This is a genomic window from Devosia lucknowensis (genome assembly GCF_900177655.1).
Lineage (GTDB): Bacteria > Pseudomonadota > Alphaproteobacteria > Rhizobiales > Devosiaceae > Devosia > Devosia lucknowensis.
In genome coordinates, this window is the sequence record NZ_FXWK01000001.1 from 411,541 (window position 1) to 426,057 (window position 14,517).

15 protein-coding genes are annotated in these 14,517 nt (G+C 61.6%); 9 read left to right on the forward strand and 6 right to left on the reverse strand.

What is annotated here, in order from left to right:
• Positions 1–48: 48 nt before the first annotated feature.
• The 5 genes from CCK88_RS01930 to CCK88_RS01950 all read right to left on the reverse strand — a co-directional run bounded on the left by CCK88_RS01930 (position 49) and on the right by CCK88_RS01950 (position 4,188).
• Positions 49–537 carry a GAF domain-containing protein gene (locus tag CCK88_RS01930; protein WP_086468857.1) on the reverse strand — a complete coding sequence of 163 codons (489 nt, stop codon included), beginning with the start codon at positions 535–537 and terminating at the stop codon, positions 49–51.
• A 22-nt stretch (positions 538–559) separates the two neighbouring features.
• Positions 560–1,294: an ABC transporter ATP-binding protein gene (locus tag CCK88_RS01935; protein ID WP_086468858.1), complete on the reverse strand. Its 735-nt coding sequence runs from the start codon at positions 1,292–1,294 to the stop codon at positions 560–562.
• Positions 1,291–2,127 (reverse strand): ABC transporter ATP-binding protein, encoded by an 837-nt coding sequence (locus CCK88_RS01940; RefSeq protein WP_086468859.1) that lies wholly within the window; start codon positions 2,125–2,127, stop codon positions 1,291–1,293. The genes CCK88_RS01935 and CCK88_RS01940 overlap by 4 nt, the downstream gene beginning before the upstream one ends.
• Before the next feature lie 145 nt (positions 2,128–2,272).
• The gene (locus tag CCK88_RS01945) at positions 2,273–3,175 is read right to left on the reverse strand and encodes an ABC transporter permease (RefSeq protein WP_170926319.1); all 903 of its coding nucleotides are present in this window, start codon (positions 3,173–3,175) and stop codon (positions 2,273–2,275) included.
• On the reverse strand, positions 3,175–4,188 hold the full coding sequence (locus tag CCK88_RS01950) for an ABC transporter permease (protein ID WP_244557491.1): 1,014 nt from the start codon (positions 4,186–4,188) through the stop codon (positions 3,175–3,177). The genes CCK88_RS01945 and CCK88_RS01950 overlap by 1 nt, the downstream gene beginning before the upstream one ends.
• Positions 4,189–4,424: 236 nt before the next feature.
• On the opposite strand from CCK88_RS01950, the gene CCK88_RS01955 reads away from it, so the two are divergent.
• The 6 genes from CCK88_RS01955 to copM all read left to right on the forward strand — a co-directional run bounded on the left by CCK88_RS01955 (position 4,425) and on the right by copM (position 9,172).
• Entirely contained in the window at positions 4,425–5,051 is a 627-nt protein-coding gene (locus CCK88_RS01955) for a helix-turn-helix domain-containing protein (RefSeq protein ID WP_244557413.1), read from the forward strand.
• On the forward strand, positions 5,048–6,634 hold the full coding sequence (locus CCK88_RS01960) for an ABC transporter substrate-binding protein (RefSeq protein WP_086468862.1): 1,587 nt from the start codon (positions 5,048–5,050) through the stop codon (positions 6,632–6,634). Before CCK88_RS01955 ends, CCK88_RS01960 begins: the two co-directional genes overlap by 4 nt.
• A 60-nt stretch (positions 6,635–6,694) precedes the next feature.
• Positions 6,695–7,792 carry a M24 family metallopeptidase gene (locus CCK88_RS01965; RefSeq protein WP_244557414.1) on the forward strand — a complete coding sequence of 366 codons (1,098 nt, stop codon included), beginning with the start codon at positions 6,695–6,697 and terminating at the stop codon, positions 7,790–7,792.
• A 122-nt stretch (positions 7,793–7,914) separates the two neighbouring features.
• Positions 7,915–8,256, forward strand: coding sequence for an ArsR/SmtB family transcription factor (locus CCK88_RS01970; protein WP_086468863.1), 342 nt, complete (start codon positions 7,915–7,917; stop codon positions 8,254–8,256).
• Between the two features lie 11 nt (positions 8,257–8,267).
• On the forward strand, positions 8,268–8,771 hold the full coding sequence (locus CCK88_RS01975) for an SRPBCC domain-containing protein (protein WP_086468864.1): 504 nt from the start codon (positions 8,268–8,270) through the stop codon (positions 8,769–8,771).
• A gap of 50 nt (positions 8,772–8,821) precedes the next feature.
• On the forward strand, positions 8,822–9,172 hold the full coding sequence (gene copM, locus CCK88_RS01980; RefSeq protein WP_086468865.1) for a CopM family metallochaperone: 351 nt from the start codon (positions 8,822–8,824) through the stop codon (positions 9,170–9,172).
• A gap of 24 nt (positions 9,173–9,196) precedes the next feature.
• Here copM and CCK88_RS01985 read toward each other — a convergent pair whose 3' ends face one another.
• Positions 9,197–10,222 (reverse strand): LacI family DNA-binding transcriptional regulator, encoded by a 1,026-nt coding sequence (locus CCK88_RS01985; protein ID WP_280173795.1) that lies wholly within the window; start codon positions 10,220–10,222, stop codon positions 9,197–9,199.
• Between the two features lie 207 nt (positions 10,223–10,429).
• On the opposite strand from CCK88_RS01985, the gene CCK88_RS01990 reads away from it, so the two are divergent.
• The 3 genes from CCK88_RS01990 to CCK88_RS02000 all read left to right on the forward strand — a co-directional run bounded on the left by CCK88_RS01990 (position 10,430) and on the right by CCK88_RS02000 (position 13,974).
• Positions 10,430–11,971 carry a sugar ABC transporter ATP-binding protein gene (locus CCK88_RS01990; protein ID WP_086468867.1) on the forward strand — a complete coding sequence of 514 codons (1,542 nt, stop codon included), beginning with the start codon at positions 10,430–10,432 and terminating at the stop codon, positions 11,969–11,971.
• A complete protein-coding gene (locus CCK88_RS01995; RefSeq protein ID WP_086468868.1) occupies positions 11,952–12,956 on the forward strand; it encodes an ABC transporter permease in 1,005 nt (334 codons plus the stop codon). Before CCK88_RS01990 ends, CCK88_RS01995 begins: the two co-directional genes overlap by 20 nt.
• A gap of 64 nt (positions 12,957–13,020) precedes the next feature.
• Positions 13,021–13,974 carry a substrate-binding domain-containing protein gene (locus tag CCK88_RS02000; protein WP_086468869.1) on the forward strand — a complete coding sequence of 318 codons (954 nt, stop codon included), beginning with the start codon at positions 13,021–13,023 and terminating at the stop codon, positions 13,972–13,974.
• Positions 13,975–14,517 lie beyond the last annotated feature (543 nt).

The window sequence follows — 14,517 nt, forward strand, 5'->3', positions numbered from 1 at the left end:
GACGATCCACCGGCCCCTGTGTCGCGGGCCGGTGTGAGGCGACGCAGACTAGCGGGCTGCCAGGACGGCGAGCTTGGCGGGTATGAGAAGCACGTCGCGGATCGTCTGCAGGCGCTCGGGCGTATAATGGTGCGCGACGTCGAGCAGGTTCATGCAGCCCACCAGTTCGTCCTTGAGGATGATCGGCACATTGACCACCGACTGACAACCGAGCTGGTCGATGAGCTCGTGGTCGAACAGCACCTTCGCGATATCCTCGATCGTGTTCGCGACGAAGAATTCGCGCTTGCCGTGGACGATGTCGAACCAGGGCCCGTAGTTGAGTGGCTTTGTGCCGGAGGTAGGGTAGCTCACCGGGTCGCTGGTATAAGCGCGGCGCGACAGTTCGGCCTCCATGTCCACCAGCATGACCGTGAACAGCTTGGCACCCACGACCGCACGCGCCAGATCCTGCAAGGCAGTAAAGGCCGCCTCGGCAGTCTTGGCCTTGGCAATGGCAGCGTCGAACGCGCTGAGGGCAGCTTGATGTTCAGTCATCTTGATAGTCCTTGGATAGAGTTCAGGCGCTTTCGGAAGCCGCCAGAAGTTCGCGCGAATACGGCTGGTCCAGACTGCCGGCCTTGAGCTGGGCGACGTCAGCCACCTCGACGATGCGGCCATGACGCATGACAGCGAGACGGTCGCAGAGGAAGCTGACCACCGGGAGGTTGTGCGTGACAAGCAGATAGGTCAGGCCCTGCTCGCGCCGCAGACGCTTGAGCAGGTTGAGGATTTCCGCCTGCACCGACACGTCCAGAGCCGATGTCGGTTCGTCCAGAAGCAGGACCTCGGGTTCGAGCATCAGGGCGCGTGCAATCGCCACGCGCTGGCGCTGCCCACCCGAAAGCTGATGCGGAAAACGGAAGCGGAAACGCTGGTCGAGACCGACATCGCGCAACACCGCATCGACCCGCTCGCCACGATTGCCGATGCCGTGGATGGCGAGCGGTTCGGAGAGGGCGGCATCGATGGTCTTGCGCGGGTGAAGCGATCCGTAGGGATCCTGGAAAACCATCTGCACCTGCCGCGAGACGCCGCGATCGACCCGATGGGTGCGCGGCGTGCCCATGACAGAAATCGCGCCGGTCCAATCCGGTGCAAGTCCCGCAATTGCCCGCAAGATCGTCGACTTCCCCGAACCGCTCTCACCCACGAGCGCAAAGCTTTCCCCGGCGCCGATCGCAAGGTTGACGCCATGGACCACCTTGGTGTCGCCATACGAAATGTCGAGATTCTGGAGGTCTATGGCGTTCATGTGCCGGCCCACTGCGTACGGTCGAGCACGGGAAGTTCGTCTCGGTTTTCATTGATCACGGGCATCGCCGCCAGGAGCCCGCGGGTATAGGGATGCTGGGCGTTTTCCAGCTGGCCGGCGGCGCATTCTTCAACAACCCGGCCCGCATTCATCACCAGGATCCTGTCGCAATAGCGACTGACTAGTGCCAGGTCGTGGCTGATCAGGATCAGGCCCATGCCCTTGTCGCGCACCAGCGTATCGATGATGTCGAGCACCTGCGCCTGCACCGACACATCGAGCGCTGAAGTCGGCTCGTCCGCGATCAGCAGTTCCGGTTCGGGGATGAGCATCATGGCGATCATGATGCGCTGCCCCATGCCGCCCGAGACCTCATGTGGATAGAGCCTGGCGACGCGTTCGGGGTCGTTGATGCGCACCGCATGCAGCATGTCGATAATGCGGGCCTGAACGGCGCTGCGCGGCAGCTTTTGGTGGGTGACCAGCGCCTCCGCAATCTGCTCGCCCACGGTCATAATCGGATTGAGCGAGAATTTCGGATCCTGCATGACCATGGAAATTCGGGCGCCGCGAATGGAGCGCATCTGCTTTTCGGACTGGTCGAGAATGTCGATGCCCTCGAAAAGCAGCTTGTCTGCGGTCACCTGTCCCGGCTTGCGGATCAACTTGAGGATCGAACGGCCAGTCATGGACTTGCCTGAGCCGGACTCGCCGACGATGCCGAGCCGCTCCCGACCAAGCGTGAAGCTGAGGCCCTTCACGACCTCGACCCGTCCGGAATGCGTCGGAAAGCTGACGCGCAGGTTTTCGACTTCTAGGAGGGGTGAGGTCATTCTTGGATACCCTCCGCTACCACCGCGCCGCCCACGGACTCGATCCAAGGTCCATTCGCAATCCGGCACACGCTTTGAGTGGTCCTCGGGTCGAGCCCGGGGACGGCATCGTGGGTGGTGCAAGGGGCGAGATAAATCAAAAACATCAGCTCTTGCCCTCGCTCTTGGGATCGAGCACGTCGCGCAAGCCATCGCCAAGGAAGCAGAAGCCGAGCGACACGATGATGATCGCAAAGCCGGGCATGGTTGCGACCCACCACTGGTCGAGGATGAAGGTGCGGCCACGCGAGATCATTGCGCCCCATTCCGGTAGCGGCGGCTGAGCGCCAAGGCCGATGAAGCCAAGACCTGCCGCCGTCAAAATAACGCCGGCCATGTCGAGCGTGACGCGGATGATCATCGAAGACGTGCAGAGAGGCAGGATATGCTGGACGATCACCCGGATCGGTCCACCGCCGGCCAGCTGCACCGCAGAAATATATTCGGCATTGCGAATGGTGAGCGTCTCGGCGTGGGCTATGCGGGCGTAGGCCGGCCACGACGTGATGGCGATGGCGATGATGGCATTGTTGATACCTGGCCCAAGCGCCGCGACGAAGGCCAGCGCCAGGATCAGCTTGGGCAGCGACAGGAAGATATCGGTGATGCCCATGAGAATGCGATCGACCCAGCCGCCGAAATAGCCCGCGATCGCGCCGACCAGGAGCCCGAGGGGAGCCGAAATGAGGGCCACCAGGCCGACGATGGTCAGTGTGATCTGCGAACCCCATACGACGCGGGAGAAAATGTCCCGTCCCAGTTCATCTGTCCCCATCCAGTATTCAGACGAGGGCGGCAAGAGGCGGGCGGACAGGTTTTGCCCGGTGGGCGAATAGGGTGCGATCCAGGGCGCGAACACCGCCGTGAAAATCAGCACGAGGATGATCACGCCGCCCAGCACGGACAACGGATTACGCAGCAGTGCGGTGAACACGCGATAGGCGCGGCCGGCATTGGCCTGCATGCGGGACGTGGGGCTGTCGGCAAGAAGCCAGTCGCGGGTGCTCATCAGCGGGCCCTCGGGTCGAGGACGCGATACAGCACGTCCGAAACTTTGTTGATGACGATGAACACGGCGCCGATCACCAGCGTCGAGCCGAGCACGGCGTTCATGTCGGCATTGAGAAGCGCGGTCGTCAGGTAGTTGCCGATGCCCGGCCAGGAAAACACGGTCTCGATCATCACCGAGCCTTCCAGCAGCCCGGCGTAGGAAAGCCCGATGACTGTTATCAGCGGCACGCGAATTGGCTTGAAAGCATGACGCCAGATGACCACGCGCTCAGGCACACCCTTGACGCGGGCGGTGGTGACGAATTCCTGGCTCAGCTGGTCGAGCATGAACGAGCGCGTCATGCGGGCGATATAGGCGAGGCTGAAGAAGCCGAGCACGGAAGCGGGCAGAATGATGTGGCTGACGGCGTTCCAGAAAATGTCGATCTCGCCCCTGATCAGCGAGTCGATGAGGATCATTCCGGTGACGGGCTGAACGAGCCCATCGTAGAAAATGTCCAGTCGGCCTGGTCCGCCGACCCAGCGCAGGCGGGCGTAAAACACCGCGAGACCGACAAGGCCCAGCCAGAAGGCGGGAACCGAATAGCCGAGCAGCCCGACGACGCGAATGGCCTGATCCAGCCAACTGCCCTGCCGCGCCGCTGCCGTGACGCCGAGGGGAACCCCGAGCGCAATGCCGATCAGGATGCCCAGCGTCGCCATTTCGAACGTGGCGGGGAAGAAGCGGCTGAGATCGTCGATGACGGCGCGGCCGGTGGAGACCGAGCGTCCAAGGTCGCCGGTGAGCACGTTGCCAACGTAAGAAATGAACTGCTGCCACAGCGGGCGATCGAGCCCCATGGCAATCTTGGCCGCGTCATACTGCGCCTGCGTGGCGCGATCGCCGACCACCGAGAGGACCGGATCGATGGGAATGACCCGGCCGATGAAGAAGGTGATGGCAAGCAGGCCCAGAAAGGTGAGGAAAAGCGTCAGCACGAAGCCGCCAACCGTCAAGACATTCCGGCGCAGGCGCTTGTTGCGCGCGCTGGTCGGAGCCTCTGTGGGGGCTATTTGCTGATCTATCGCCACGCCAAAATCCTCTTGCGAAAACAGCGGTCTAGCAGCGTCGGACGGGTCCGTCGCAGTTTTGCAGAGGCTGCATATTTCGCTTTCACCATATAGAAGATTTTGCTTATATCAAAAAAATTTTGGTGGAGGCGCGCTTGGCGGAAGCATTGGCAAGTCGGGAATCTGGGCACCCAAAAGTGGGTGCGTTGATCCGTGCGCGCCGTCGCCAGCAGCAACTCACGCTGGTCGAACTAGGGGAAGCGGCGCACGTTTCAGTCGGCTATCTCAGCCAGGTCGAGCGCGATCACGCGACGCCTTCGCTGGGCACGCTGGCGCAGATCGCGCGGGCGCTCGGCGTGTCGATCGACTATTTCGTCGCCGCTCCCGCCACGCATAACGCATTGACCCGGGATGGAGAGCGCAACCGCTTTTCTCTCGATGGCTCCTCGATTGTCTATGAACGTATCGGCGCCGACTTTCCGGGCAACCAGCTGTCGAGCTTTCTCATGACCGTGCCGCCGGGCTACCGCTCGGAGACGGTGTCGCATGAAGGCGAAGAAATCCTCTATGTGCTCGAAGGCGCAATCACCCAGCGCCTCGATGGCGAGGACATGCTGATGCGCGCCGGCGACAGCCTGCACTTCCGCGGCAATCGCCCGCATTCGTGGTCCAACCATACCGATCAACCCGCGCGCCTGCTGTGGACGGGCACGCTGGCACTCTTTCGCTCGACGGCGCGGCCACGGCCCGCCCTTGCGAGGCCCAAAGCCGGTGCCGAAAAACCGGCCCGGAAAAAAGTCACCCCAAAGGAGAAACGACCATGAAGCTCTTCCGCGCTGCCCTTCTGGCATCCGCGCTGTCCCTGCCGCTCGCAGCGGGCGCCGCTTATGCCGCAACACCCGCCGATGCGCTCGTCATCGCGCAGAACATCGACGACATCGTCGCGCTCGATCCGGCGCAGGCCTATGAATTCTCGGCCGGTGAAATCAACGCCAACCTCTACGACAAGCTGGTGCAGTACGACGCCGAGGACACCACTGTCCTCGCGCCGGGCCTCGCCAGCGAATGGACCGCTGATGAAGCGGCCAAGTCGCTCACCTTCACCATGCGCGATGGCGCAACCTTCGCCTCCGGCAATCCGGTGCGCGCCGAAGACGTGAAGTTTTCGTTCAAGCGCGTCGTGACGCTTGACCTGACCCCGGCATTCATCCTGACCCAGCTCGGCTGGACCCCGGAAAACATCGACGAGATGGTCACCGTCGACGGCAACACCGTTACCGTGAAGTGGACCGGTGATTTCGCTTCTGCCTTCGTGCTCAACGTGCTGGCAGCGCGTCCCGGCGCCATCGTCGACGAAGTGCTCGTGATGCAGAACGAAGTCGACGGCGACATGGGCAATGCCTGGCTCAACACCAATTCGGCTGGCTCCGGCCCCTATGTGCTGACCGACTACCGCCCGGCCGAACTCGTTCGCCTGACCGCCAACGAGACTTACTGGAACGGTGCGCCGGCGATGAAGCAGGTGCTGATCCGCCATGTCGCGGAAGCCGCCACCCAGCAGCTGCTGTTGACCTCGGGCGACGTGGACCTCGCCAAGAACCTAACGCCCGACCAGATTTCGGGCCTCGGCGATGGCGTCAAGGTCGAGACCTATCCGCAAGCCGCGGTGCACTTCCTCTCGTTCAACCAGAAGACTGAAAGCCTGACCCCGCCGGCCGTCTGGGAAGCCGCGCGCTACCTCGTCGACTATGACGGGATGACCGAGACTTTCCTCAAGGGCCAGATGGAAAAGCACCAGGCCTTCTGGCCCAAGGGTTTCCCCGGCTCCTACGACGAGACCCCGTTCACCTATGATGTTGAAAAGGCCAAGCAGATCCTGGCCGATGCCGGCGTCGAGACGCCGATCAACGTCACGCTCGACGTGATCAATTCGGCTCCGTTCACCGATATCGCCCAGTCGCTGCAGGCCGGATTCTCCGAAGCCGGCATCAACTTCGAAATCCTGCCCGGTACCGGCGCCCAGGTCATCACGAAGTATCGCGAACGCACGCACCAGGCCATGTTGCTCTATTGGGGTCCGGACTTCATGGATCCGCATTCCAACGCCAAGGCCTTCGCCTACAATTCCAACAATGCGGACGACAACTACACCGCCACCACCACCTGGCGGAATGCGTGGGCCGTGCCGCAGGAAATGAACGACGAAGTCAATGCTGCGCTGGCCGAAGCCGACCAGACCGTCCGCAATGAGATGTATGTCGACCTGCAGAAGAAGGTTCAGGCCGAAAGCCCGATCGTCATCATGTTCCAGGCCGCGCTGCAGATCGCCATGGCCGATAATGTCGAAGGCTACGTGAACGGGTCCAACTCGGACTTCGTCTACTACCGCCTGGTCACCAAGAACTAAGACATGCCTGATGCGGCGGCCCTGCACCGGGCCGCCGTTTTTCTTTTTCGAGGAAAGCCAATGAATCCGATCCTGACCGCGCGCATGGAAAAGCTGCGGGCCCGCATGGCCGAGACTGCAACCGATCTGGTGGTCATCGGCCCCTCGAGCCATATGCGCTATCTCGCCGATCTGTCGCCGCACGGGGACGAGCGGCCCGTGCTGCTGATGATCAGCAAGGACTATGCGGGCTTCCTGATGCCCGTGCTCAATGTGGATAGCTCACGCCAGCATACCGATCTGCCATTCTTTCCATGGGCCGACGCCGACGGTCCCGACGCAGCGCTGCGGCAGCTGCTCGATGCGACCGGCGTGTCTCCTGTCAGCCCTTCGATCGTCCTCGATGAAACGATGCGGGCCGACTTCGCGCTGCTCGTTCTCGACGCCTTGCCCGGCGCCAAGCGCCGCTTCACCGGCGACACCGTGAGCTATCTGCGATCCCGGAAGGACGCCGCCGAATATGACCTGCTCAAGGCGTCGCACCTGCTCAACGACGGCGCTATGGCTGCGGGCTTCGCCGCGCTCAGAGCCGGTATCACCGAGCTCGAAGTGGCCGAAGTGATCGGCAATTTCTATAAGGCCAATGGCGCGACAACCCAATTCATCTCGGTCTGCTTCGGGCCCAATGGTGCGTTCCCGCATCACCACACCGGTCATACACAGCTCAAAGACGGCGACGCCGTGCTGATCGACATTGGCGGTCGCATCGGCGGCTATCCGTCTGACATGACCCGCGTCGGCTATTTCGGCAGCAAGCCCGAAGGGTTCGACGAGATCCATTCGGTCCTCGACCGCGCGGTGGAAGCGGCCATCAAGGCTTCCGTGGCTGGCGCCGTCGCCAGCGAGGTCGACAGGGCGGCGCGCGATATCATCACAGACGCGGGCTATGGCGATTATTTCCTTCATCGCACCGGGCATGGCCTTGGCATCGATGTGCACGAGGCGCCCTACATCACGAGCACCAGCCAAACCGTGCTCGAAGAAGGCATGGTCTTTTCCATCGAGCCGGGCATCTACCTGCCGGGACGTTTCGGCCAGCGGCTCGAGGAAATCGTCATCATCCGCAACGGGAAGGCAGAAGTCTTCTCGGAAATGCCCCGCGCCGCCGTCGCCCGATAAAAGGGTGACATGGTGAAGTCAGAGGCCCGCTTCCGAAAGGACGCGGGCCTCATGTCTTGCAGGGCTTGACGTTTGTAAACCGAATGGTATTATATGTATAAGTTAAATAACGGCGGCGGAACATGCCCGATACCCTCAGCACAACCCTGGCGGCGCTCGCGGATCCGACGCGTCGTGCCATTCTCGCCCGACTCAGCATGGGGGAGGCTAGCGTCAACGAACTAGCCGAGCCCTTCGACATGACGCTGGCTGCCGTATCCAAACATATCAAGGTCCTGGAAGCGGCGGGTCTGGTGACGCGGGGGCGGCAGGCCCAGTTCCGGCCGTGCAAACTGGATGCCGCGCCGATGGGCGAGGTTGCCACCTATATCGAGACCTATCGCGGCTTCTGGGAGGGGAACCTCGATCGGCTCGGCGACTATCTCAAGACTCTCCAAACGCCTCGATCCGACACGAAAAACTGAGGAGACCGACGATGAACGATCAGAGCTTTCCGAACCCCTTCAAGACCGAATTGCCCGCCGACGCGCCGTTGATCATCATGTCGCGCACCTTCGATGCGCCCCTCGCGCTCGTGTGGACAGTGTGGACCGAGGCCGAGCACATGGCCCGGTGGTGGGGACCGCACGACAGCAATCGCGTGGTGCAATTGGACGTGAGGACAGGTGGCAAGTGGCGCGTGGTTTCGACCATGCCCGATGGGTCGGAGGTCACATTCTTCGGCACTTACCTGGCCGTCGAGCCGAAAGCACTGATCCGCAACACGTTTGTCGTCGAAGGCATGTTCGAAGAGGATGCACGCTACTACGAGGAGCATCATTTCGAAGAGCGCGATGGCAGGACCCACTATCGCTCGGTCTCGAACTACCCCGACTTCGAGATGCGCAACGCCACGGTCGATACCGGCATGGAATGGGGTGCGAATGCCTCGATGGTGAAGTTCGATGCCATTCTCGAGCGGCTCAAGTCAGGCTCTTGACCTTGCCATATGGCAATCCCGCATGCAGGGGCATCCACAGGAGCCTCTTCATGTACAAGACCCTTGTTGCCGTCGCATTCATATCCCTGACCGTGCCAGTTCTGGCACAGGACCATTCTGGCCATGGCGTTGCAGCGTCCGGCGAAAGTGCCGCCACGATCGGCTATCGTGATGCGAACGCGAAGATGCATGCCGATATGGACATTGCCTTCACTGGAAATGCCGATGCCGATTTCATCCGTGGGATGATCCCCCATCATCAGGGCGCAATCGACATGGCTCGGGTCGTCATCGAACACGGAACGGATCCAGAAGTCCGCAAGCTGGCCGAAGACGTGATTGCCGCGCAGGAGGCCGAAATCGCCTGGATGCAAGACTGGCTATCGAAAAACGGTTACTAGCCCAGAGACGCCGCCCGCGTCTGACTAGCCGCGTTCAGGACGCATCACCGAGTTGCGCACGATCAGTTCGCTGCGCAGAAGCACTTCGAGCGATTTCGGCTTGTCTCCGGCCAGCAACGTCAACAGCAATTCCATTGCAGCCTCGCCCATCCGGTGGCGAGGCTGTTTCATTGTGGTCAAGGACGGTGTCAGGAAGCTCGCAAAGGAGATGTCGTCAAAGCCCATGATGGAAAACTGTCTGGGCAGGTCGTAGCGGCGGGCATTGAGGGCGATCATCACCCCCATGGCGGTCGCATCGTTCACGCAGAAGAAGGCGGTCGGCAACGCGTCTCGGACGAACATCAGCTCTGCAGCCGCGCGCCCGCTCTCCGTCGTGCCCTCGCCGTCGATCACCAGCCGCGGATCGACCGCAATTCCGGCGCCGGCAAGGGCCGCCCGGTAACCCTGCTCGCGAAGACGGGCAATCTCGCGGTTCGGCGCGCGGCCAACGAAGGCAATGCGCCGATGGCCCTGTGACACCAGATGCTCGGTGGCGACACGCGCGCCTTCAAAGTTGTCCACGCCAACGAAGGGAACATCACTGCCGATGACCGGCTCGTTGACTGCAACCATGGGCGGCAGGCGCGCTTCGTCCGGGCTTTGTCCCAAGCCGTAGGGTAGGTGGCCCGTGAACAGGATCAGACCATCCGCCTGGTTGGAGCTGATGAAACGCAGATAGTCCGTTTCCCGGCTGGGATCGTTCTGCGTATTCCCGATCAGCAACCCGTATCCGCGCTTGCTCGCCTCGGTTTCGAGGCCGACCAGGATATTGGAGAAATTGGGGTCGCCGACATCCGGGGCGAGAATCAGGATCATGTTGCTGCGGCGCATCCGCAGCGAACGGGCCATGGCATTGGTCGTGTAGCCCGTGCGGGCAATGGCATCGGTGACCCGCCTTCGAGTCGCGTCGGCGACCTTTGTCGGCTCGTTGATGGCCCGGCTCACCGTGGCAATGGAGACGCCGGCCATAGCCGCGACGTCTTCAATAGTGGCCAGCTTATGCTGCTGCACGTGGGTTGCTCCGCCCGACTACCGGCCGTTGAAAGCCGATATCCCCTTTGCCCTTAGCAGATGGCTGGTGGTTAGCCAGCGACATCCACAGGCTTCTCCTCATTGCCAACACTGTAAACCTTTACATCATTCATGAAAACCTTTACATCATCGGTTGAGTGCAGAGTTTCGCGACAAGCGAACCGCGCTTTGGGGGAGGGTTCTGGCATGGTCGAAGCACAGGCGAAGAGTGCGCAGCCGATTCTTTCGGCCAACCGCATCTCCAAGTCCTTCGGCGAAATTCCGGTGCTCTTCAGCATCGACTACGACATCGCTCCGGGCGAGGTTCACGCCATCATTGGCGAGAACGGTGCGGGCAAGTCGACGCTAATCAAGATCCTGTCCGGCATCGAACAGCCCACATCGGGCTCGATCACCTACGATGGCCAGACTGTCGTGTTGCCGCCCGATGGCAAGGCCGAGTCCATGGGAATCGTCCTGATCCACCAGGAGCTCAACCTGGCCGAACATCTTACCGTGGCTGACAGCATTTTCCTCGGGCGCGAACTCCGTCGCGGCCCGCTGCTTGATGTGCGCGAGATGCGTCGGCGAGCGGCCGAAGTCATGGAAATGCTCCATGTCCATGTCGACCCCGATGCCCGTATTTCCAGCCTGTCGGTTGCAGACAAGCAGATGGTGGAAATCGCCAAGGCCATCAGCCGCGACGCCCGGGTTCTGATCATGGATGAGCCGACCGCGGTTCTGTCGGTAGGCGAAACGCAGACCCTGTTCGAACAGATCAGGCGGCTGACCGCACGCGGCGTCGCGGTGGTTTTCATTTCCCACAAGCTCGACGAAATCATGGAGCTGGCCAACCGCGTCACCGTGCTGCGCGACGGCCAGTTGATCGCAACGGTCGGAACGGAGTCGCTGACGCCCGACTCGATCGCCCAGATGATGGTTGGTCGCGAGTTGTCCAACCTGTACCCGCCCAAGCACGAACCCGACGTTGATGCGCCAGTGGTGCTCAGCGTTCGGGGGCTTGAGACAAAATCGGTCGCCAATGTGTCGTTCGATCTGAGGCGAGGCGAAATTCTGGGGTTTGCGGGCCTCATCGGATCGGGTCGCACCGCAGTCGCGGAGGCCGTTGTGGGTCTGACGCACAAGACTGGCGGCGAAGTCTCTCTCAACGGTCAGATCGTCAATTTCACGCGTGTCGCCCAATCGGTCGATGCGGGCGTCGCCTATATGACCAAGGATCGCAAGGGCAAGGGACTGCTGCTCAATATGGGTTTGCGGCCCAATCTAACGCTGCTCACACTGGCCAAGCACCTGCGCGCCGGCTTTCTCGACACATCGAGCGAGGATCGGGCCCTCGAGCGCGCGACGCGCCGCTTCGATATCCGCGCGCGTGATGCCTCGGTGGCCGCCGGTCGCCTGTCGGGTGGCAACCAGCAGAAGCTGATGCTGGGCAAGACCATGGAAAGCGAGCCGGACATCATCATCATGGATGAGCCGACCCGCGGCATCGACGTCGGCACCAAGCAGCAGATCTATCACATCATTGCGGCGCTTGCCGCCGAAGGCAAAGCCGTCATCGTCATTTCCTCCGAACTGCAGGAAGTGATTGGCCTCTCGCACCGTGTCGTCGTGATGCGATCAGGTCGTATCGCAGGCGTGCTCGAAGGCGCCGAGATTACCGAAGAAGAAATCATGCGGTACGCCGCGGGCATCAAGCAGAGTGGACACGATGAGCGTATCAGCGCCTGAAATTCCGGCCAAGACGAGGACTGGCTTCAAGTGGGACCTCAAGACCGTAGGTCCGCTGGCGGCGTTGGCCCTGCTCGTGCTGCTGGGCATCACGCTCAATGAGAATTTCCTCACCTATAACAACATCACCAACGTCCTGGCGCGCTCGAGCTTCATCGGCATCATCGCCATTGGCGCAACGTTCGTTATCACCTCGGGCGGGCTCGACCTTTCCGTAGGTTCCATGGCTGCGGTGATCGCCGGTGTCATGATCATGGTGATGAACTGGCTGATCCCGACTTTCGGAATCGGCTGGGGCGTGATCCTTGCCGGCATGGCCGCCGGCATTCTTCTGGGTGGCGTGGCCGGCGTCGGCAACGGTTTGATGATCACCCGCGGGCGCATAGAGGCGTTTATCGTGACCCTCGGCACCATGGGCATCTTCCGCTCGCTCGTGACTTTCCTTGCCGATGGCGGCACGTTGTCGCTGAATTTCCAGGTCGCCGACGTCTATCGTCCAGTCTACTATAACGGCCTTCTGGGCATTCCCTATCCGATCCTGGTCTTCGCCCTCGTGGCCATCGGCGGCGAAATTGTCATGCGCCGGACTGCTTTCGGTCGCCACTGCGCCGCGATCGGCTCGAACGAGCAGGTCGCACGCTATTCATCGATCAATGTCGATAACGTCCGCCTGATCACCTACATCCTGCAGGGCATTCTCGTTGCGGTTGCCGTGCTGCTCTACGTGCCCCGCCTCGGATCGGCTTCGAGCACGACAGGGGTGCTGTGGGAGCTGGAGGCCATCGCGGCAGTGATCATCGGCGGCACCACGTTAAAGGGCGGTTACGGCCGGATCTGGGGCACCGTGGTCGGCGTCATCATTCTCGGTCTCATCGGCAATATTCTGAACCTGCAGAGCTTCATCAGCCCGTATCTGAACGGAGCTTTCCAGGGTGTGATCATCATCCTCGCCGTTCTGCTGCAGCGCCCCCGGCGCGCCAGCTAGGGAAGGTTTTGATCGTCAACGAGTTTTACATCGCCCGACAAAGGGCATTTTGGGAGGACTGCAAATGAAATTGGCTAAAACTCTGCTGGCATCGGCGGTGATCGCCACTGGCCTGGGCGGCGTTGCTCACGCACAGGACGACAAGATCACCATCGGCGTGTCGGTTCCGGCCGCTACCCACGGTTGGACTGGTGGCGTCAACTACTTCGCCCAGCAGGCCATCGATCGTCTCAGCGAGACCTATCCGAACGTCGAGTTCGTTTTTGCCTCGTCGCCGGACTCGCCCAAGCAGATCGCCGACATCGAAGACATGGTCTCCACCCGCGGCATCGACGCCCTCGTCATCCTGCCGGGTGACCCGGATGCGATGACCTCGGCCATCAAGCAGGTCAAGGATGCCGGCAAGTTCGTGACCGTGGTCGATCGTCAGCTGTCCATCGATGGCGTCGAGAACCTCTACGTCGCCGGTGACAATCCGGGTCTGGGCGTCAACGCTGCCGAATACATCAAGTCGGCTCTGCCCGATGGCGGCAACATCGTGATCCTGCGCGGCCTGCCGATCCCGATCGATCAGCAGCGCTTCGACGGCTTCATGGGCGCCATCGAAGGCTCCAACATCATGGTGCTGGAAAACGAATTCGCCAACTGGAACCGCGATGACGGCTTCCGCGTGATGCAGGACTTCCTGACCCGCTTCCCGGATATCAAGGCTGTCTGGACCCAGGACGATGACATCTCGATCGGTGCGATCGAGGCCATCAAGCAGGCTGGCCGCGAAGACGAAATGTTCATCGTCGGCGGCGCCGGCATGCAGCAGATCATCCAGGCCGTCGCCAATGGCGACAAGCTGACACCGGTTGATGTGAGCTATAGCCCGGCCATGATCGCCACCGCCATCGAACTGACGACGTCGCACTTCACCGGCGGCATCCAGGTGGCCGGTCGTTATATCCTCGACTCGACCCTGATCACTCAGGACAATGCCGAGCAGTTCCTGGACGCTGAAAGCCCGTTCTGACCCATCCTCCAAGGGCAAACCGCGCCGCTGGCGCGGTTTGTGGACGGGCGCCGTTCGGACCATGCCTGCCGGTACGCGTCACAAGGGGCCAATCGCGCTAATGCGCGATTGGAGACGGACTACGGGCAGGCTGTGAAAACGGCGATCTGAACGGACAGAAAGGGGCGACTGGCCATGCTGGTCGCCCCTTTTTCGTTTTTTGGCAGTACCTTGAGCAGTCGTGAGGCTGACACGAGAATCCCGCTATGTGTCGGCCGAGTTCCGGACGATGCCCGCCGTCCTTGGCGTCGCGGGAGCTCACCAGATTTGCCGTTGGGCGCAGGTGCTGCGTGTTTCTGATCGAGGTCAATGCAGCCTGCGCCTGCTGATCCAGGCCTGCCTTGGCTAAACACAACAGCTCCTTACTAGCTCTGCTGCGGCCCTTTGGGCCGAGCGGCGCCACTTCCCGCCAAGGAGAGGTGATCGGTGGCCAAGTCGGGCCGTGGGTTGCGTTGCCGGGTCAAGACCGAAGACAGCGCAGTGGGTAGTCCCCGCTGTCGACAA